15 protein-coding genes are annotated in these 20159 nt (G+C 71.4%); 10 read left to right on the forward strand and 5 right to left on the reverse strand.

Going from position 1 to position 20159, the window contains the following annotated elements:
• Positions 1 to 196: 196 nt before the first annotated feature.
• Positions 197 to 463, reverse strand: coding sequence for a 30S ribosomal protein S20 (rpsT, locus tag DCW30_RS07065; protein WP_030783448.1), 267 nt, complete (start codon positions 461 to 463; stop codon positions 197 to 199).
• A 218-nt stretch (positions 464 to 681) separates the two neighbouring features.
• On the opposite strand from rpsT, the gene lepA reads away from it, so the two are divergent.
• Positions 682 to 2553 (forward strand): translation elongation factor 4, encoded by a 1872-nt coding sequence (gene lepA / locus DCW30_RS07070; protein WP_062776579.1) that lies wholly within the window; start codon positions 682 to 684, stop codon positions 2551 to 2553.
• Positions 2554 to 2812: 259 nt separating this feature from the next.
• Positions 2813 to 4702 carry an AMP-dependent synthetase/ligase gene (locus tag DCW30_RS07075; protein WP_076689339.1) on the forward strand — a complete coding sequence of 630 codons (1890 nt, stop codon included), beginning with the start codon at positions 2813 to 2815 and terminating at the stop codon, positions 4700 to 4702.
• Between the two features lie 25 nt (positions 4703 to 4727).
• Here DCW30_RS07075 and DCW30_RS07080 read toward each other — a convergent pair whose 3' ends face one another.
• Positions 4728 to 5312, reverse strand: coding sequence for a response regulator (locus tag DCW30_RS07080; protein WP_076689341.1), 585 nt, complete (start codon positions 5310 to 5312; stop codon positions 4728 to 4730).
• A gap of 11 nt (positions 5313 to 5323) precedes the next feature.
• Entirely contained in the window at positions 5324 to 9418 is a 4095-nt protein-coding gene (locus DCW30_RS07085; protein WP_076689343.1) for a HAMP domain-containing protein, read from the reverse strand.
• Positions 9419 to 9664: 246 nt separating this feature from the next.
• On the opposite strand from DCW30_RS07085, the gene DCW30_RS07090 reads away from it, so the two are divergent.
• Both DCW30_RS07090 and hemW read left to right on the forward strand, forming a co-directional pair.
• Positions 9665 to 11581 carry a SpoIIE family protein phosphatase gene (locus tag DCW30_RS07090; protein WP_079250145.1) on the forward strand — a complete coding sequence of 639 codons (1917 nt, stop codon included), beginning with the start codon at positions 9665 to 9667 and terminating at the stop codon, positions 11579 to 11581.
• 65 nt (positions 11582 to 11646) lie between these two features.
• On the forward strand, positions 11647 to 12879 hold the full coding sequence (hemW, locus tag DCW30_RS07095) for a radical SAM family heme chaperone HemW (RefSeq protein WP_076686432.1): 1233 nt from the start codon (positions 11647 to 11649) through the stop codon (positions 12877 to 12879).
• 129 nt (positions 12880 to 13008) lie between these two features.
• Here hemW and DCW30_RS07100 read toward each other — a convergent pair whose 3' ends face one another.
• On the reverse strand, positions 13009 to 13842 hold the full coding sequence (locus DCW30_RS07100) for a DUF3097 domain-containing protein (RefSeq protein ID WP_076686433.1): 834 nt from the start codon (positions 13840 to 13842) through the stop codon (positions 13009 to 13011).
• 35 nt (positions 13843 to 13877) lie between these two features.
• Positions 13878 to 14618 carry an MBL fold metallo-hydrolase gene (locus DCW30_RS07105; RefSeq protein WP_076686435.1) on the reverse strand — a complete coding sequence of 247 codons (741 nt, stop codon included), beginning with the start codon at positions 14616 to 14618 and terminating at the stop codon, positions 13878 to 13880.
• A 166-nt stretch (positions 14619 to 14784) separates the two neighbouring features.
• Between DCW30_RS07105 and hrcA the strand changes: the two genes are divergently transcribed.
• The 6 genes from hrcA to DCW30_RS07135 all read left to right on the forward strand — a co-directional run bounded on the left by hrcA (position 14785) and on the right by DCW30_RS07135 (position 20129).
• Complete coding sequence (gene hrcA, locus DCW30_RS07110) at positions 14785 to 15801, forward strand: heat-inducible transcriptional repressor HrcA (protein ID WP_062776595.1); 1017 nt, start codon at positions 14785 to 14787, stop codon at positions 15799 to 15801.
• Positions 15802 to 16938, forward strand: coding sequence for a molecular chaperone DnaJ (dnaJ, locus tag DCW30_RS07115; protein WP_062776597.1), 1137 nt, complete (start codon positions 15802 to 15804; stop codon positions 16936 to 16938).
• A gap of 250 nt (positions 16939 to 17188) precedes the next feature.
• Positions 17189 to 18280 carry a nitronate monooxygenase gene (locus tag DCW30_RS07120; RefSeq protein WP_076686437.1) on the forward strand — a complete coding sequence of 364 codons (1092 nt, stop codon included), beginning with the start codon at positions 17189 to 17191 and terminating at the stop codon, positions 18278 to 18280.
• Positions 18277 to 19017, forward strand: a complete 741-nt coding sequence (locus tag DCW30_RS07125) for a 16S rRNA (uracil(1498)-N(3))-methyltransferase (protein WP_076686439.1) — start codon at positions 18277 to 18279, stop codon at positions 19015 to 19017. Before DCW30_RS07120 ends, DCW30_RS07125 begins: the two co-directional genes overlap by 4 nt.
• A gap of 20 nt (positions 19018 to 19037) precedes the next feature.
• On the forward strand, positions 19038 to 19430 hold the full coding sequence (locus DCW30_RS07130) for a VOC family protein (RefSeq protein WP_076686441.1): 393 nt from the start codon (positions 19038 to 19040) through the stop codon (positions 19428 to 19430).
• A gap of 90 nt (positions 19431 to 19520) precedes the next feature.
• Positions 19521 to 20129, forward strand: coding sequence for a hypothetical protein (locus tag DCW30_RS07135; protein WP_237283437.1), 609 nt, complete (start codon positions 19521 to 19523; stop codon positions 20127 to 20129).
• Positions 20130 to 20159: the final 30 nt, after the last annotated feature.

Consider the following 20159-nt stretch of genomic DNA (forward strand, 5'->3'; position numbering starts at 1 on the left):
CCTGGGGAAGGTCGGCGAGACGGGGTCTCGGGAAATGCTGGGTGGACCCGTACCCGCGTGGCGAACGCAGATCGTGTACGGATCCGAGGTGCCGGACGGGAGCGGAAGAGAGGGCCCGCTGGTTCCCGTATCGGCGTCGAATCAAGTGAGGCCGCTGTCAGCCGCTCGAAGAGGGCCCGCGGTTCTCGCAGAGGCTTCAGCCCTTGAGGGACGCGGCCTTCGTCGCAAGCGCCGACTTCTTGTTGGCGGCCTGGTTCTTGTGGATGACACCCTTGGAGACGGCCTTGTCCAGCTGACGCGTGGCCTCACGCGTGAGCTCGGCGGCCTTCTGGGCGTCACCGGCGGCAACGGCCTCGCGGGCCTTGCGGATCGCGGTCTTCAGGGAAGACTTGACCGCCTTGTTGCGCTGACGCGCCTTCTCGTTGGTCTTGATCCGCTTGATCTGGGACTTGATGTTCGCCACGAAAGAGCCTTTTCAGGTTCAGGTACTGCAGAGGTACTGCAGATGAGTGTTATGACACGCGCCTCGATGCTTTGAGAGGGCTACGAGACACAGCTGTCCACGGTATCAGTCACCCTCCGACCGGCCCAAACCGAGCGCAGTGCGCCACCCATGGGACGATGGAGGCTACGTATAGATCCGACCCGAGGCGACAGGCGCCTCAAGAGACAGGACCCTGCGTGCCCGCGACCCCTAAGAATGTGCCCGAGCCGAGCCGTACCGACCCGGCTCTGATCCGCAATTTCTGCATCATCGCGCACATCGACCACGGCAAGTCCACGCTCGCCGACCGCATGCTCCAGCTCACCGGTGTGGTGGAGCAGCGGCAGATGCGTGCTCAGTACCTCGACCGGATGGACATCGAGCGCGAGCGCGGCATCACGATCAAGTCCCAGGCGGTGCGTCTGCCCTGGGCCCCGAGCGAGGGCCCGGACCAGAGCAAGACCCACATCCTCAACATGATCGACACCCCGGGCCACGTGGACTTCACGTATGAAGTCTCGCGTTCGCTCGCGGCCTGTGAGGGCACGATCCTCCTGGTCGACGCGGCCCAGGGCATCGAGGCGCAGACTCTCGCCAACCTCTACCTGGCGATGGAGAACGACCTCAAGATCGTCCCCGTGCTGAACAAGATCGACCTGCCGGCCGCCCAGCCGGAGAAGTTCTCCGAGGAGCTCGCCAACCTCATCGGCTGCGACCCCGAGGACGTCCTGAAGGTCTCCGCGAAGACCGGCATGGGCGTCGAGGCGCTGCTCGACAAGGTGGTCGCCGAGGTCCCGCCCCCGGTCGGCGTCAAGGACGCCCCGGCGCGCGCGATGATCTTCGACTCGGTCTATGACTCCTACCGCGGCGTCGTGACGTACGTACGAGTCGTCGACGGTCAGCTCAACAAGCGCGAGCGCATCCGGATGATGTCCACCGGCGCCACGCACGAGCTGCTCGAGATCGGTGTCTCCTCGCCCGAGATGACCCCGGCCGACGGCATCGGCGTCGGTGAGGTGGGCTACATCATCACCGGCGTGAAGGACGTCCGCCAGTCCAAGGTGGGTGACACGATCACCTCCCTGAACAAGGGTGCGACCGAGGCCCTCGGCGGATACAAGGACCCCAAGCCGATGGTCTTCTCGGGTCTCTATCCCCTGGACGGCTCCGAGTACCCCGACCTCCGCGAGGCCCTGGACAAGCTCCAGCTCAACGACGCCGCGCTCGTCTACGAGCCCGAGACGTCCGCCGCGCTCGGCTTCGGCTTCCGCGTGGGCTTCCTGGGTCTGCTGCACCTCGACGTGATCCGCGAGCGTCTCGAGCGCGAGTTCGGGCTCGACCTCATCGCCACCGCCCCCAACGTGGTCTACCGCGTGATCATGGAGGACGGCGCCGAGCACACGGTCACGAACCCGAGCGAGTTCCCCGAGGGCAAGATCGACGAGGTGTACGAGCCCGTCGTGCGCGCCACGATCCTCGCCCCGAGCGAGTTCATCGGCTCGATCATGGAGCTGTGCCAGAACCGGCGCGGCGTCCTGCTCGGCATGGACTACCTCTCCGAGGACCGCGTCGAGATCCGCTACACCCTGCCGCTCGCGGAGATCGTCTTCGACTTCTTCGACCAGCTGAAGTCCAAGACCCGCGGGTACGCCTCGCTGGACTACGAGCCCACGGGCGAGCAGTCCGCGCAGCTCGTCAAGGTCGACATCCTGCTCCACGGCGACAAGGTCGACGCCTTCTCGGCGGTCACGCACAAGGACCAGGCGTACGCGTATGGCGTGCGGCTCGTCGCCAAGCTGCGCGAGCTCATCCCGCGGCAGGCCTTCGAGGTGCCGGTGCAGGCCGCGATCGGTTCGCGCGTCATCGCCCGCGAGACCATCCGCGCCATCCGCAAGGACGTCCTCGCCAAGTGCTACGGCGGTGACATCTCCCGTAAGCGCAAGCTCCTGGAGAAGCAGAAGGAGGGCAAGAAGCGCATGAAGATGGTCGGCTCCGTCGAGGTGCCGCAGGAAGCCTTCATCGCCGTGCTCTCCAGCGACGACAGCGGCCCCGGCAAGGCCAAGAAGTAGTTACGCGGACGCGGCCCGGCCGCTGCCGCTCGGGCCCGGTGCGCACGCGCACCGGGCCCGCGGCGTGTCACGGGGGCCGGCTCGTTCCGTTCGGGTGTCTGGAGGAAGTGACAGGCAGATGCCTCTTACGCGCTGGCCTTCGGCGTTCTACTCTGATCACCACTCGTAGGTTACTCGCAAGTTAAACAAGTAGCCGGCAGGGACGTAAGAAGCAGCCAACCAGCCAGTTCGCCGCACTGACGTGGGCCCGGAGGATGTCGTGAGCGACACACAGACCTTGATCGAGAACCGTCCGCCGTCCGTGGCGCACCTGTTCCTGGAGCGCGTGGCGGCCACGCCCGACGCCGAGGCCTATCGCTACCCGGTTCCCGCGGCCTCCGGCGAGGGCCCCGACGACTGGAAGGCGCTCAGCTGGGCCCAGGCCGCCGAGCGCGTCCACGCCATCGCCGCGGGCCTGATCGAGCTGGGCATCCGGCCCGAGGAGCGCGTCGCCCTCGCCTGCTCCACGCGGGTCGAGTGGATCCTCGCCGACCTCGGTGTGATGTGCGCGGGCGCGGCCACCACGACCGTCTACCCGCAGACCAACGCGGAGGAGTCCGCGTACATCGTGGCCGACTCCGAGAGCCGGGTGCTGATCGCCGAGGACGCCGCGCAGCTCGCCAAGGCGCGCGAGAAGCGGGCCGAGCTGCCCGAGCTGCGGCACGTCGTCGTCATCGACCCCGAGGGCGTCTCGGCCGCCGAGGGCGACCCCGACGGCTGGGTGCTCACCCTCGCCGACCTGGAGGCCAGGGGCGCCGCGCACCTGGAGAAGAACCCCGCGCTCGTCAAGGAGCGGATCGCGGCGATCACCAAGGACCAGCTCGCCACGATCATCTACACCTCCGGCACCACGGGACGCCCCAAGGGCGTGCGCCTGCCGCAGGACAACTGGTCGTACATGGCGAAGGCCATCGCGGCGACCGGGCTGCTCGGCCCGGACGACGTGCAGTACCTGTGGCTGCCCCTCGCCCACGTCTTCGGCAAGGTGCTGACCTCCGGGCAGATCGAGCTCGGGCACGTCACCGCCGTCGACGGCCGCGTGGACAAGATCATCGAGAATCTGCCGGTGGTCCAGCCCACCTACATGGCCGCCGTGCCCCGCATCTTCGAGAAGGTCTACAACGGCGTCGCGGCCAAGGCGCGGGCCGGCGGCGGCGCCAAGTACAAGATCTTCCAGTGGGCCGCTGAGGTCGCCCGCGAGTACGCGCGGGTCAGCCAGGACAACTTCCGCAGGACCGGCACCTCCTCCGTGCCCTTCGGGCTGCGCGCCAAGCACAAGGCCGCCGACGCGCTCGTCTACTCCAAGCTGCGCGAGGCCTTCGGTGGACGGCTGCGCGCCGCCGTGTCCGGCTCCGCCGCGCTCGCCCCCGAGATCGGCTACTTCTTCGCGGGCGCCGGCATCCACATCCTGGAGGGCTACGGCCTGACCGAGTCCTCCGCGGCCTCCTTCGTCAACCCCGGCGAGGCCTACCGCACCGGCACGGTCGGCAAGCCGCTGCCCGGCACCGAGGTGCGCATCGCGGACGACGGCGAGATCCTGCTGCGCGGCCCCGGCATCATGGAGGGCTACCACAAGCTGCCCGACAAGACCGCCGAGGTCCTGGAGGCCGACGGCTGGTTCCACACCGGGGATATCGGCGAGCTGTCCGTCGACGGCTACCTGCGGATCACCGACCGCAAGAAGGACCTGATCAAGACCTCCGGCGGCAAGTACATCGCGCCCGCCGAGGTCGAGGGCCAGTTCAAGGCCGTGTGTCCGTACGTCTCCAACATCCTGGTGCACGGCGCCGACCGGAACTTCTGCACCGCGCTGATCGCCCTGGACGAGCCCGCGATCCTCCAGTGGGCCGAGGAGAACGGCCAGGAGGGCAAGTCCTACGCCGAGGTCTGCGCCTCGCCCGCGGCAGTCGCGCTCGTCGACGGCTACGTGCAGCAGCTCAACGAGGGCCTCCAGCGCTGGCAGACCATCAAGCGGTTCCGCCTCCTGCCGCGCGACCTCGACGTCGAGCACGGCGAGCTCACGCCCAGCCTGAAGCTCAAGCGCCCCGTCGTCGAGCGCGAGTACAAGCACCTGATCGACGAGATGTACGCGGGCTCGCGCGAGGCCTGAGCGCCGCACGCGGGGGCGCCTTCGGTCAGGCGCCCCGTCCGCGGCGCATCTCCCGCACCAGCTCCTCCATGTGCGTCACGTGGCGGCGCAGTTCGAGGACGTCCTGGAGGCTGCTCGCCGCCATGTGGCTCTCGATCGCGGAGAGACGCGCGGCCAGCTCGTCGAACTGGCGCTGCTCGCGTGCGAGTATCCGCTCCAACTGGCGGTTCTTGCGGTGCAGTTCGAGGAAGACGGTGACCTTGGCGCGCAGCACCCACGGGTCGAAGGGCTTGGTGAGGTAGTCGGCGGCGCCCGTGGCGTACCCGCGGAAGGCGTAGCCCGCGTCGTTGTCGGTGCCCGTCAGGAAGATGATGGGCACGTCCTTGGTCTGGTCGAGGCGCTTGATGTTCGTCGCCGTCTCGAAGCCGTCCATGCCGGGCATCCGGACGTCCAGGAGGATCACGGCGAAGCGCTGCCGGAGGATGGCCTTCATCGCCTCCTCCCCGGAACGGGCCCGCACCAGCGGCTCGTTCAGGGACCCCAGGACTGCTTCGAGTGCCATCAGGTTGTCCTCCATGTCGTCGACCAGGAGGATGCTCGCGCGGTGGTCGGTCATGGATTCTGCGCTCATGGTCATGTGCCTCAATCGGTTGTCGGCGGAGCAGCGCCCTCTTCGGGGGTGCTCGGCGCTTCCGCTGCGACGGATGCCGGGTCGGGGGAGGTGGACTCGTGGCCGGTGGCCGCGCCCTCGGGGTCCAGGAGGGCGCAGACGACACCGAGGAGCTGGTCCACGTCCACGGGCTTGGGCACGTAGTCGGTGGCGCCCTCGGCGATCGCCTTCTCGCGGTCGCCCGGCATGGCCTTGGCGGTCAGCGCGACGATCGGCAGCCCGCGCCAGAGAGGGCTGCGGCGGATGGCGGCCATGGTTTCGTAGCCGTCCATCTCCGGCATCATGATGTCCATCAGGACGATGTCGACGTCGGGATTGCGTTCGAGGGTCTCGATGCCCTCGCGGCCGTTCTCCGCGTACAGGACGGGCATGCCGACGCGGCTGAGCACGTGGGTGAGCGCGAAGACGTTGCGGATGTCGTCGTCGACGATCAGCACCTTGCGGCCGGGCAATATGCGCCCGGCGTTCCCCTCCTTCCACTCCTCCAGCTTCGTGGGCGTGGGCCAGCTGTCGTCCGGTTCGAGGGCGGTGTGCGGGCGCAGGGCCGCGTGTTCCAGCGGCTCGGGCAGGTGCTGGGTGTGGGTCGCCGCGTACGCCATGGCGGCGGCGCCGTGGCCGGGGTGCACCACGGGCACGTACAGCGAGAAGACCGAGCCCTCGCCCGGGTGGCTCTCGGCGGTGATCCGGCCGCCGAGCAGGCCGGCGATCTCGCGGCTGATGGAGAGGCCGAGTCCGGTGCCGCCGTACTTGCGGTTGGTGGTGCCGTCGGCCTGCTGGAACGCCTCGAAGATCACCGGCAACTGCTCGGCGGGGATGCCGATGCCGGTGTCCTTGACCTCGAAGCAGAGCAGGTCGTCGTTGTCGTGGACCAGGCGGTCGCGCGCGGTCTCCTTGACGCGGCTGACCCGCAGCTCGACGCTGCCGGCCGAGGTGAACTTCACCGCGTTCGACAGGAGGTTGCGCAGGATCTGCTGGAGGCGCTGCTCGTCCGAGAACATCTCGCGCGGCACGTCCTCGCCGACCGACACGTCGAAGGCGAGCCCCCGGTCCAGGGTGAGCGGGCGGAACGTGGCGTGGACGTAGTCGAGGACCTTGATCAGCGGGAGTTTCTTGGGGCGTACGTCCATCCGGCCCGCCTCGATCTTCGACAGGTCCAGGATGTCGTTGATGAGCTGGAGGAGGTCGGAGCCCGAGCGGTGGATGGTCGTCGCGAACTGCACCTCCTGGTCGGACAGGTGGTTGTCGGGGTTGTCGGAGAGCAGCCTGGCCAGGATGAGCAGGGAGTTGAGCGGTGTGCGCAGCTCGTGCGACATGTTGGCCAGGAACTCCGACTTGTACTGGGAGCTCGTGGCGAGCAGGGCCGCCTTCTCCTCCAGCTCGGCGTTGGAGCGGCGCAGTTCGGCCTGCTGGCGCTGGAGTTCGTCCGAGCGCTCCTGGAGCTGTGTGGCGAGCCGCTGCGACTCGCTGAGCAGCGATTCCGTGCGGGAGTTGGCGATGATGGTGTTGATCGCGACGCCGATGGTGTTCACGAACTGGTCGAAGAAGGCCAGGTGGACGTCGGAGAAGCGGGAGAACGTGGCCAGCTCGATCACGCCGAGCAGCTTGTCCTCGAACAGGATCGGGATGATCACGACGGTGGCGGGCGCCGCGTCGCCGAGCCCCGAGTGGATCTTGATGTAGTCCGGCGGCACCTCTTCGACGAGGATGCGCTTCTTCTCCAGGGCCGCCTGGCGCACCAGGCCCTGCGCGGGCATCCCTCCGGTGTCGACGACCGAGCCCTGCGCCGCGCCGTAGCCCGCGATGAACGCGAGGCCCTTCGCGGTGACCTGGGTGGGCGCCGGGCCCTCCGCGGTGTCCGGATCGGCCAGGAAGAACGCGCCGTACTGCGCGTTCACCAGCGGGGTCAGCTCGCGCAGGATCAGGTCGGCGACCTCCATCAGGTCGCGGTGGCCCTGCATCAGGCCCGCGAGGCGGGCGAGGTTGGACTCCAGCCAGTCCTTGGCGCGGGTGGTCTCGCGGAGGTTGGAGACCATGAGGTTGATGTTGTCCTTCAGCTCCGAGACCTCGCCCCGCGTCTCCACGGTGATGGCGCGCGTCATGTCGCCCTGGGCCACGGCGGACGCGACCTCGGCGATGGCGCGGACCTGGGTGGTGAGGTTCAGCGCCAGCTCGTTCACGTTCGTCGTCAGGCGCTTCCACGTGCCGTAGACGCCCTCGACCCGGGCCTGGCCGCCGAGCTGGCCCTCTGAGCCGACCTCGCGGGCCACGCGGGTGACCTCGGAGGAGAAGGAGGAGAGCGTGTCCACCATGGTGTTGATGGTGGTCTTCAGCTCCAGGATCTCCCCGCGCGCGTCCACGTCGATCTTCTTGGACAGGTCGCCCTGGGCGACGGCGGTCGCGACCTGCGCGATGTTGCGGACCTGGCCCGTGAGGTTGTCCGCCATGTAGTTGACGTTGTCGGTGAGGTCCTTCCACACGCCCGACACGCCGAGCACCTGCGCGCGGCCCCCGAGCCGGCCGTCCGTTCCGACCTCGCGGGCGACGCGGGTGACCTCGTCGGCGAAGGCGCGGAGCTGCTCCACCATCGTGTTGACGGTGTCCTTCAGCTCCAGGATCTCGCCGCGCGCGCTGACCGTGATCATCTTGGAGAGGTCGCCGTTGGCGACGGCGGTGGTCACCTGGGCGATGTTGCGGACCTGGGAGGTGAGGTTCGACGCCATGAAGTTGACGTTGTCGGTGAGGTCCTTCCAGACGCCCGAGACGCCCCGGACCTGGGCCTGCCCGCCGAGGTTGCCCTCGGTGCCGACCTCGCGGGCGACGCGGGTGACCTCGTCGGCGAAGGCGGAGAGCTGGTCCACCATCGTGTTGATGGTCGACTTCAGCTCCAGGATCTCGCCCTTGGCCTCGACGGTGATCTTCTTGCCGAGGTCGCCCTGGGCGACGGCCGTCGAGACGAGCGCGATGTTGCGCACCTGGGAGGTGAGGTTGTCCGCCATGAAGTTGACGTTGTCGGTGAGGTCCTTCCAGACGCCCGAGACGCCCCGCACCTGAGCGCGCCCGCCGAGGTTGCCCTCGGTGCCGACCTCGCGGGCGACGCGGGTGACCTCGTCGGCGAAGGCCGAGAGCTGGTCCACCATCGTGTTCACCGTCGACTTCAGCTCCAGGATCTCGCCCCTGGCGTCGACGGTGATCTTCTGGCTCAGGTCGCCGTTGGCGACGGCGGTGGTCACCTGGGCGATGTTGCGGACCTGCGAGGTGAGGTTCGACGCCATGAAGTTGACGTTGTCGGTGAGGTCCTTCCACACGCCCGAGACGCCCCGCGCCTGGGCGCGGCCCCCGAGCTGCCCCTCCGTGCCGACCTCGCGGGCCACGCGCGTGACCTCGGCGGCGAAGGCGGAGAGCTGCTCGACCATGGTGTTCACGGTCAGCTTCAGTTCGAGCAGCTCGCCCGTCGCCTCGACCGTCACCGTGCGCGTCAGGTCGCCCTGCGCCACCGCCGTGGTCACCAGCGCGATATCCCGCACCTGCGCGGTGAGCCGCGCCGCCATGGTGTTGACCGCCTCGGTCACGTCACGCCAGCTGCCCGACAGGCCGCGCACCTTGGCGCGCCCCCCGAGCCGTCCCTCGGTGCCGACCTCGCGGGCCACGCGCGTGACCTCGCCGGTGAAGAGGGAGAGCTGGTCGACCATCGTGTTGACCGCGCGGCCGAGCCGGCGCAGGTCGCCCCGCAGCTCACGGCTGCCGTCGTGCAGGTCGACGCGCTGGGTCAGGTCGCCGCCCGCCACCGCGTTGAGCACCCGGGTGGCGTTCGCCGCCGGGGCGACCAGGGAGTCCAGGAGGGTGTTGACCTCCTGGACGCGGGCCGCCCACCGGCCCTGGCCCGGGCTCGCGGTGAACCGCTCGTCGAGACGGCCGTGCCGGATGATCTCCCTGCGCACCCGGACGAGTTCCCCGTCGAAGTGGAGCGAGCGGTCCAGCATCTCGTTGAAGACCGTGTACAGCTCGGCGGTCAGACCCTCGCCGACCGGTGGCACCTTGGTGAAGTCCCCGTCCCGCGCCGCGCGCATGGCGGCGAGAAGCGGACGCAGTTCGGCTGGGGGCACGGTGGCGGCACTCGCGGGAGCGGCCTCGGCCACCGGCGGTTCGGGAGGGCGCGCCGGAGCGGGAACACGGGTCGATTTACGCGCAGGCGTAGCACTGTTCTCACTCATAACGGCCCACTTCGGTAACTCGGTGCTTATGAGCGCGGCCAGTCTGTCACTCTGTCGGTGTCGCCTGAGGCGTATTCGCCCGAACTGCTCAGGAGCCGCACCGTGGGGTCCATTCCGACGCAACGGGAGACCGTGTTCCGCGCCTCCGCCGAGGACCCGGACCGTCCCGGGCCACCGGCGGTGGTGCGGACGTCGCTGCCGGGGAACTCCCTGGCCCCGGCGGCCGCACGAAGGTTTGTGCGCGCGGCCCTCGCCGACTGGGCCGAGCTGGGCGTGCCCGCGGCGGCCGGTGTGGACAGCCGTCTCGCCGACGACGCGGTCCTCATCGTCAGCGAACTGGCGACCAACGCCGTCGTCCACGCGGGCACCGACGTCGAACTGCTGTGCCGCCTCGACGAGGCGCAGCCCGGCGAGGAGACCGAGACCCTCGTCATCGAGGTGTCCGACCACCACCCGGCCCGCGCCGTCCGCGGCGAGCAGGACCAGCGCCCGGCCGGCATCCCCGAGTACGGCCGCGGTCTCCAGCTCGTCGCCAGCCTCGCCGAGGCCTGGGGCATCACCTACCGCACGGGCGCCAAGAGCGTCTGGGCCAGGCTGCCCGTCGACGGCGCCGCGGCAGGCAAGGGCATCGAGGCGTACGCGGCCGACCAGGCGCTCCAGCGCGGTCTGCGCGCCGTCGAGATCCTCGCCCCGCTGCCCAAGCGGATCTCCCATGACACGGAGTGGGTCAACCGCGGGGCGCTGAGCTTCCTCGCCGAGGCGTCCGACCTCCTCGCCGGGCAGTTCGACGAGGACCTGGTGGCCGCGCTCGCGGGCCAGCTCCTCGTGCCGCGGCTCGCCGACTGGTGCGCGGTCTGGCTCGACGACGCCTCCGAGGGCCCGGTCCACCCGGCGTCCGGCTCCCTCGCGATGCGGCTCGCGCGCGTCTGGCACACCAGCGAGAGCCGGATAGAGGAGCTGCGCCGCGTCCTGGACAAGGACCCGCCCCGGCTGCCCGCCGCGGCGGGTTCCGGCGCGTACCCCGTCGACTGGCCGGGCGCCGCCCTGCCGGACGACAGCTCCGGCGCCGCGCTCGCGTACCGGCTCACCGTGGGCGGGCGCACCCTCGGCATGCTGGTGATCGGCAGGTCGGGCCTGGTGCGCTTCCCCGACGAGGTCACCGGCCTGGTCGAGGACTTCAGCCGCCGCGTCGCCCTCGCGATCAGCACGGCCAGGCGGTACCAGCGCCAGGCCAACATCAGCCAGGTGCTCCAGCGCGGCCTCCTGCCGAGCAAGGTCGCGGAGATCCCCGGCATGGTCAGCGGCGTGGTGTACGAACCACGGGACAAGGGCGGGCCGGGCGGCGACTTCTACGACCTCTTCCAGGCCGGCGACGGACGCTGGTGCTTCGCGCTCGGCGACGTCCAGGGCAAGGGGCCCGAGGCCGCCGTCGTCATCGGCCTCGCCCGCCCCTGGCTGCGCCTGCTCTCCCGCGAGGGGTACGCGGTCACCGAGGTACTCGACCGCCTCAACCGGCTCCTCCTCGACGACGCCACCGAGGCCTCCGACGCGGCCGCCGCGGTCGTCGCCGTCGCGGGCGGCCAGGGAGTGCCTGCCGACGGACCCACCGCGCGCTTCCTCTCCCTGCTCTACGGAGAGCTCGTGCCGTACGACGGCGGCGTCCGCTGCACCATCGCGTGCGCGGGGCATCCGCTGCCGCTCCTGCTCGGCCCCGAGGGGAAGGTGCGGGTGGCGGCGGCCCCGCAGATGCTGCTCGGGGTCTTCGACGACGAGACGTACACGAGCGAGACCTTCGACCTGCTGACCGGCGACACCCTCCTGTGCGTCACCGACGGCGTGACCGAGCGGCGCTCGGGGCGGCTCCAGTTCGACGACGGCGACGGCCTCGCGCGGGCCCTCGCCGACTGCGCCGGGCTCGACGCGGAGCTGGTGGCGGAGCGGATCAGACGGCTCGTGCACGAGTTCTCCGACCGGCCGCCGGACGACGATCTGGCGGTGCTGGTGCTCCAGGCGCGGTGAGGTGCGTTCGGTGCGGTGAAACCGTCCGGCGCGGTGCGGGCGTCCGGTGCGGGACAATCGTTTACATGCCTTCCGCACTGCCCGATGGTGAGCCCATGCCCGAGGACGGGACGCTGCCCGCGTCCGCCCTGGACGGCGCGGCCTCCCGCCCGCTCGGCTTCTACCTGCACGTCCCGTACTGCGCCACGCGCTGCGGCTACTGCGACTTCAACACCTACACCGCGACCGAGCTGCGCGGCTCCGGCGGTGTGCTCGCCTCCCGCGACAACTACGCCGAGACCCTGGCCGACGAGGTGCGGCTCGCCCGCAAGGTCCTCGGCGACGACCCGCGGCCCGTGCGGACCGTCTTCGTCGGCGGCGGCACCCCGACGCTGCTCGCCGCGAGTGACCTCGTACGGATGCTGGACGCCGTACGGCAGGAGTTCGGGCTCGCCGACGACGCGGAGGTGACGACCGAGGCGAACCCGGAGTCGGTCGACGCGGCGTACCTCGCCGAGCTGCGGGAGGGCGGCTTCAACCGCGTCTCCTTCGGCATGCAGAGCGCGAAGCAGCACGTCCTGAAGGTGCTCGACCGCACGCACACGCCGGGGCGGCCCGAGCGTTGCGTGGCCGAGGCGCGGGCGGCCGGGTTCGACCACGTCAACCTCGACCTGATCTACGGCACGCCGGGCGAGTCCGACGCCGACTGGCGCGCCACGCTCGACGCGGCGCTCGGGGCCGGGCCCGACCACATCAGTGCCTACGCGCTGATCGTCGAGGAGGGCACACAGCTCGCGCGGCGCATCCGCCGCGGCGAGGTCCCGATGACGGACGACGACGTGCACGCGGACCGGTACCTCATCGCCGACGAGGTGCTCGGGGGCGCGGGCTTCGACTGGTACGAGGTCTCCAACTGGGCCACGTCCGCCGCGGGCCGGTGCCTGCACAACGAGCTGTACTGGCGCGGGGCCGACTGGTGGGGCGCCGGGCCCGGCGCGCACAGCCACGTCGGGGGCGTGCGGTGGTGGAACGTGAAGCACCCCGGGGCGTACGCGGCGGCTCTGGCGGAGGGGCGCTCGCCCGGGGCCGGGCGGGAGGTCCTCTCCGCCGAGGACCGCCGGGTCGAGCGCGTCCTCCTGGAACTCCGCCTCCGGGACGGCTGCCCGCTGTCCCTCCTCCGCGAGGCGGGGCTCGCCGCGGCGGGGCGTGCGCTGTCCGACGGTCTGCTGGCTCCCGAGCCCTATGCGGAGGGCCGCGCGGTGCTGACCCTGCGGGGGCGGCTTCTCGCGGACGCGGTCGTACGGGATCTGGTGGACTAGCCCGTCGCGCTGCCGCCGGCTCCGGCGGGCCTGCGGCCGGTTCACCCACCCGTCACCCCGCGGCGGGCCGCCCGGTTCCCGGCTTCGCCGCCGGCGCCGGCCGGCTGGGAAAGCACGCCGCCGCAGGTCCTAGGCCCCCGGGCCGGGCGTCGTCACGAAGTCGATCAGTTCCTCCACCCTGCCCAGGAGCGCCGGCTCCAGGTCCCGGTAGCTGCGGACCGAGCCCAGGATCCGCTGCCAGGCCGCGCCCGTGTTCGCGGGCCAGCCCAGGGCCTCGCAGACGCCCGACTTCCAGTCCTGGCCCCGCGGCACCCGCGGCCATGCCTCGATGCCCACCGAGGACGGCTTCACGGCCTCCCAGACGTCGATGTAGGGGTGGCCGACCACCAGGGCGTGCGCGGCGCCGACCTGCGCCGCGATGCGGGACTCCTTGGAGCCGGGGACCAGGTGGTCCACCAGGACGCCGAGGCGCGCGTCGGGGCCCGGCGCGAACTCCGCGACGATGCGGGGCAGGTCGTCGATGCCCTCCAGGTACTCGACGACGACGCCCTCGACCCGCAGGTCCTCGCCCCACACCCGCTCCACGAGTTCCGCGTCGTGGCGGCCCTCCACGTAGATGCGCCCGGCGCGGGCGACCCTGGCGCGCGCCTGCGGGACGGCCACCGATCCCGATGCCGTACGGGAGGGCCGTACCGGAGCGGGCGCCGTCGCGGCCGGGCGGACGAGCGTCACCGGCCTGCCCTCCAGGAGGAAGCCGCCGGGCTCCATCGGGAACACGCGGTGCTTGCCGAAGCGGTCCTCCAGCGTCACCGTCGGCCCCTGCGCCGTCTTCTCGCAGCGGATCACCGCCCCGCAGAACCCGGTGCGCGGCTCCTCGACCACGAGGCCGGCCTCGGCGGCCACCTCGGGCACGGGCTTCGGCTTCTTCCAGGGAGGGGTCAGGTCGGCGGAGTACTGGCGCATTCCGCCGACGATAGGAAGAAGGGCGTCGACGGACCTCACGACACGCCGGGGCGAGCCGCCAGTGTGGCGCGCTGCGCACGGACAAAAGCCGCATCCACCACCGCACCGTGCCCCGGCACGTAGAGCGCGTCCTCGCCGCCGAGTTCCAGGAGCCGGTCCAGCGCCGCGGGCCACCGCCCGGGCGCCGCGTCCGGGCCCGCCTGCGGCTCGTCCGACTCCTCGACCAGATCACCGCAGAACACGACTTCGGGACCGCCGCCGGGACTCTTCACCAGGACCGCCAGGTCGTGCCCCGTGTGACCGGGACCGACGTTCGCGAGCAGGACCTCGACGCCGCCGCCGAGGTCCAGCGTCCACTCCCCGCACACCGCGTGCTCCGGTGCGCGCAGCAGATCGGCCGCCTCCGCCGCCGCGTCCGCGTCCAGGCCGTGCCGCACCGCGTCCGCGCGCAGCTCCTCGCGGCGGGCGAGGACCGTGTCGATGCCCGCGGCGGCGTACACCTGTACCCCCGCGAAGGCCGCCGCCCCGAAAACATGGTCGAAGTGGGGGTGGGTCAGCGCGAGATGCGTCACTCTGCGCCCGCCTCCGATGAGGTCCCTGGCCCGCGTCCGCAGCGCCGCGCCCTCCGCCAGGCTCGATCCCGCCTCCACCATGAGGGCCGCGTCGGTGCCGACCACGAGACCCGCCGTGCAGTCCCAGACGGGCAGGCGGACCCGCCCCGCGCGCGGCGCGAGCCGTTCCCAGCCCGCCGCTTCCCATGCCGGCTCCACGTCCATACGGTGACGCTAGCCGCTGCGGGACGCCTCGGCAGAACGGGAGGGGTCCGGCCTTGCCGGGCCCGTACCCGACCGCCGTACACTGGCCCTTTGACAGGCTGGCACTCACCCGCGTTGAGTGCCAGGCGGGGATCACGGCGGCGGATGACGGCTGGAGGTGTGCGCGATGCTGAGTGAACGCAGGCTTGAGGTGCTGCGCGCCATCGTCCACGACTATGTCGGGACGGAGGAGCCGGTCGGCTCCAAGGCGCTCACCGAGCGGCACAGCCTCGGAGTCTCCCCGGCCACGGTCCGCAACGACATGGCGGCGCTGGAGGAGGAGGGGTTCATCGCCCAGCCCCACACCAGCGCGGGGCGCATCCCGACCGACAAGGGATACCGCCTCTTCGTCGACAAGCTCGCGGGCGTCAAGCCGATGACCGCGCCCGAGCGGCGCGCCATCCAGAACTTCCTCGACGGCGCCGTCGACCTCGACGACGTGGTGGGGCGCACGGTGCGGCTGCTCGCGCAGCTCACGCGGCAGGTCGCCGTGGTGCAGTACCCCTCGCTGACGCGTTCGACGGTGCGCCACGTGGAGCTGCTCTCGCTCGCTCCGGCGCGCCTGATGCTGGTCCTGATCACCGACACCGGCCGGGTCGAGCAGCGCATGATCGACTGCCCGGCGCCCTTCGGGGAGACCGCGCTCGCCGATCTGCGGGCACGGCTGAACAGCAGGGTCGCGGGGCGTCGCTTCGCGGACGTGCCACAGTTGGTGCAGGACCTGCCCGAGGCCTTCGAGACCGAGGACCGCGGTACGGTCGCCACCGTCCTCTCCACCCTCCTCGAAACACTCGTGGAGGAGACCGAAGAACGGCTGATGATCGGCGGCACCGCCAATCTCACCCGCTTCGGACATGACTTTCCCCTCACCATCCGGCCCGTTCTCGAAGCCCTTGAGGAGCAGGTCGTGCTCCTCAAGTTGCTTGGTGAGGTGCAGGATTCGGGCATGGCCGTACGGATCGGTCATGAGAACGCCCATGAGGGGCTCAGCTCCACGTCCGTGGTCTCCGTCGGCTACGGTTCGGGCAGCGAGGCAGTCGCGAAACTAGGCGTGGTCGGACCGACCCGCATGGACTATCCGGGAACGATGGGAGCAGTACGCGCAGTGGCACGTTACGTCGGACAGATCCTGGCGGAGTCGTAGGTGGCCACGGACTACTACGCCGTACTCGGCGTGCGCCGCGACGCTTCCCAGGACGAGATCAAGAAGGCCTTCCGGAGGCTGGCGCGTGAGCTTCACCCGGACGTGAATCCGGATCCGAAGACTCAGGAGCGCTTCAAGGAGATCAACGCCGCCTACGAGGTGTTGTCGGACCCGCAGAAGAAGCAGGTCTACGACCTCGGCGGCGACCCGCTGTCCCAGGCGGGCGGCGGCGGAGCGGGCGGCTTCGGGGCCGGTGGCTTCGGCAACTTCTCCGACATCATGGACGCGTTCTTCGGCACGGCGTCGCAGCGTGGCCCGCGGTCGCGCACGCGCCGCGGCCAGGACGCCATGATCCGCCTGGAGATCGACCTCGACGAGGCCGCCTTCGGCACCACCAAGGACATCCAGGTCGACACGGCGGTCGTCTGCACGACCTGCAGCGGGGAAGGCGCCGCTCCCGGCACGTCCGCGCAGACGTGTGACATGTGCCGCGGTCGCGGTGAGGTGTCGCAGGTCACGCGGTCCTTCCTGGGCCAGGTCATGACCTCGCGGCCCTGCCCGCAGTGCCAGGGCTTCGGCACGGTCGTGCCGACGCCGTGCCCCGAGTGCGCGGGCGACGGGCGTATCCGCTCGCGTCGGACGCTGACCGTCAAGATTCCGGCCGGTGTCGACAACGGCACGCGGATCCAGCTCGCGGGCGAGGGCGAGGTCGGGCCTGGCGGCGGTCCCGCCGGTGACCTCTACGTCGAGATCCACGAGCTGCCGCACTCCGTCTTCCAGCGGCGCGGCGACGATCTGCACTGCACGGTGACGATCCCGATGACGGCGGCGTCGCTCGGCACGAAGGTGCCGCTGGAGACGCTGGACGGCCTGGAGGAGATCGACATCCGGCCCGGCACGCAGTCGGGGCAGTCCGTCCCGCTGCACGGGCGCGGCATCACGCATCTGCGGGGCGGCGGCCGGGGTGACCTCATCGTGCACGTCGAGGTCCTGACGCCGACGAAGCTCGACGCCGAGCAGGAGCGGCTCCTGCGGGAGCTGGCGCAGCTGCGCGGCGAGGAGCGGCCCACGGGGCAGTTCCAGCCGGGGCAGCAGGGGTTGTTCTCGCGGCTCAAGGACGCGTTCAACGGGCGGTAGCGCCTTGAGCGGCACGCCGGTGCCCCCGGGGCGGGATCTTCCCGTGCCGGGGGCTCTTGTCGTTCGGCTGCGAGCGGTGGGGGTGGTCGCGCGGTTCCCCGCGCCCCTTCAGGGCCGACGGTGACTGCGCGAGCAACCCAGGAGTGCCCGCAGCCGCCGGCGGGGGGCGTGGGCAGACCGGTCGCGTACGCCGGGTGCGGCGTGCGGGGTGCGATGCGGTGCGGTTCATGGGGCGTGGCACGATGCGTGCATGTCCTCCGTACTGACCGATCTCTGCCGCTTTCCCCTCGTGCAGGCCCCCATGGCCGGCGGGGCCGCGGGCCCACGGCTGGCCGCGGCCGTGTCCGAGGCAGGGGGGCTCGGTTTCCTCGCCGCCGGGTACAAGACCGCCGACGGGATGTACCAGGAGATCAAGCAGGTGCGGGGCCTGACCGCGCGGCCCTTCGGCGTCAACCTCTTCATGCCGCAGCCCGACACCGCCGACGCCGCCGCGATCGAGGTGTACCGCAACCAGCTCGCCGGCGAGGCCACCTGGTACGAGACACGGCTCGGCGACCCGGACCGCGGCCTCGACGACGGGTACGACGCCAAGCTCGCGATCCTGCTCGACGACCCCGTGCCGCTCGTGTCGTTCACCTTCGGCTGCCCCACCCGCGACGTCCTGGAGTCCTTCGCGCGCGTCGGCACCCTGACCGTCGTCACGGTGACCACGCCGGAGGAGGCGCGGGCCGCCCAGTGGGCGGGCGCCGACGCGCTGTGCGTGCAGGGCGTCGAGGCGGGCGGCCACCAGGGCACCCACCGCGACCAGCCGGAGGCCGACGGCGCCGGGCTCGGCCTGCTCACCCTGCTCACGCTCGTCCGCGAGACCGTGCCGCTGCCTCTGATGGCCACGGGCGGCCTGATGCGCGGCGCGCAGATCGCCGCGGTCCTCGCGGCGGGCGCGGACGCCGCCCAGCTCGGCACGGCCTTCCTCGCCACCCCGGAGTCGGGCGCCGACCCCCTGCACAAGCAGGCCCTGACCAACCCGCTGTTCGTGCGCACCGAGCTGACCCGGGCCTTCTCCGGACGGCCCGCGCGCGGCCTGGTCAACCGCTTCATGCGCGAGCACGGCCGGTACGCGCCCGCCGCCTACCCCCAGCTCCACCACCTGACCAGCGGCCTGCGCAAGGCCGCGGCGAAGGCGGGTGACGCGCAGGCCATGGCGCTCTGGGCCGGGCAGGGCCACCGACTCGCCAGGGAGCTGCCCGCCGGGCGGCTCGTGGAGGTCCTCGCCGCCGAACTGGCCGAGGCACAGGGGGCGCCGGCCGGTGCGGCCACGCCGGAGCAGGGAGAGAACCAGTGACCGCACCCGTGTTCGTCGTCGACCACTTCGACGCGGAGGCCGGCGGGCGCTATGTGCTCGACGGGCCCGAGGGGCGGCACGCCGTCTCCGTGAAACGGCTGCGCGCCGGTGAGGACGTCGTCCTGACCGACGGCGCCGGACGGTGGGCCACCTGCGTGGTCGTGGACACCGAGGGCAAGGACCGGCTCGTCGTCCGCATGGACCCCGTCGCCGAGGAACCCGCGGAGTCGCCCCGTATCACCGTCGTCCAGGCACTGCCCAAGGGCGACCGCGGCGAACTGGCCGTGGAGACCATGACGGAGACCGGCGTCGACGCCGTCGTGCCGTGGGCCGCGTCGCGCTGCATCACGCAGTGGAAGGGCGAGCGCGGCCAGAAGGCGCTCGCCAAGTGGCGGGCCACCGCGCGCGAGGCGGGCAAGCAGTCGCGCCGGACGCGTTTCCCCGAGGTGGCGGACGCCGCGTCGACCAAGCAGGTCGCGGCCCTGCTCGCGGAGGCCGACTTCGCGGCCGTCCTGCACGAGGAGGGCAGCGAGCCGCTGGCCACCGCGGAACTCCCCACGGCCGGGCACATCGTCCTCGTGGTGGGGCCCGAAGGAGGGGTTTCCCCCGACGAGCTGGCCCTCTTCGCGCGGGCCGGGGCGGCGCCGTACCGGCTGGGGCGTAGCGTGTTGCGCACATCGACCGCGGGGACCGCGGCGAGCGCGCTGCTCCTCGGACGCACGGGCCGCTGGTCCTGACCGACCCCACGGGGGCTGCGTTGGAACTCGCCCAGGTCCGCCTGCTCGTCTCGGACTTCCCTACCTGCTACCGCTTCTACGCCGAGGTCCTCGGTCTCAAGCCCCAGTCGGGCGCCGAGGAGGGCCCGTACGAGAAGTTCAGTCCGTCCGCGGGCTCGGCGGGCATCGCGCTGCAGGACCGGTCGATGATGGCCGGGCTGATCGACGAGCTCGCCGGGTCGGCGACCGGGCACCGCTCCCTGGTGGTGCTGCGGGTCGACGACCTGGACGCGTACTGCGCACGGATCACCGGGCGCGGGGCCGTCCTCGCGCACGGGCCCGCGCCGATGACCGACCGTATGCGGGTGGCGCACCTCAAGGACCCGGAGGGCAATGTCGTGGAGCTCCAGGAGTGGCTGCTCTCCCAGGGGTGACGCGGGGCAGGCCGTAGGCGCGCCGCGGCCCTCGGCAGATGGCCGCAAGCGGTCTACCCCTCGGGCGCGCGGGGTGGCACTCTGCCGCCCATGGGGGCATTGAGGCGGCCGATGGGCCGCGACAAGGGGATCTCGGGGTCACGGCGGCGTACGCCGGTGCTCTGCGCCGCCGCTCTCGCCGGGGCCGCCGCGCTCGGCGTCACCGCGTGCGACCCGGCGAACGGCGACATGAACACCTCCGCGGTCGCGCTCACCGCCGACCGGGCGGGTACGAAGGAGCTGGAGCGGCAGCACCTGGACGTGGCGTGGCTGAGCTGCACGGCACGCCACGCGGACAGGGTCACCCCGAAGAGCGGCTCCTCCGCCGGCGAGAACGCGGCCGTCACGGTGGACTGCCAGGGCCGGAGCGACGACGGCAAGGACATCACCGTCAAGGGCACGGTGCGCTCCGTCGTCGACGGGGGCTGCGTGCGCGGCGACCTCACGGCCAAGGTCGACGGCAAGCAGTGGTTCCGGGTCGACGTCCTCGGCAACTGCGACGCGGGCGACGACAACGGCGACGGCGGCGGGGACTCCGAGCCGCCCGTCTCCCACCAGCCGCCCTCCCACGAGAAGCCGCGGCCCGGCCCCACCACGACCGTCACCGTCACCGTGACCCCGCCGCCCGACCCCACCTGCGACTGCCGACCGGGCAAGTGATCCAAACCTCTGTCGGAGCGCCGGGGGCCT

It is taken from the genome of Streptomyces alfalfae, assembly GCF_004127445.1.
Taxonomy (GTDB): Bacteria; Actinomycetota; Actinomycetes; order Streptomycetales; family Streptomycetaceae; genus Streptomyces; species Streptomyces alfalfae.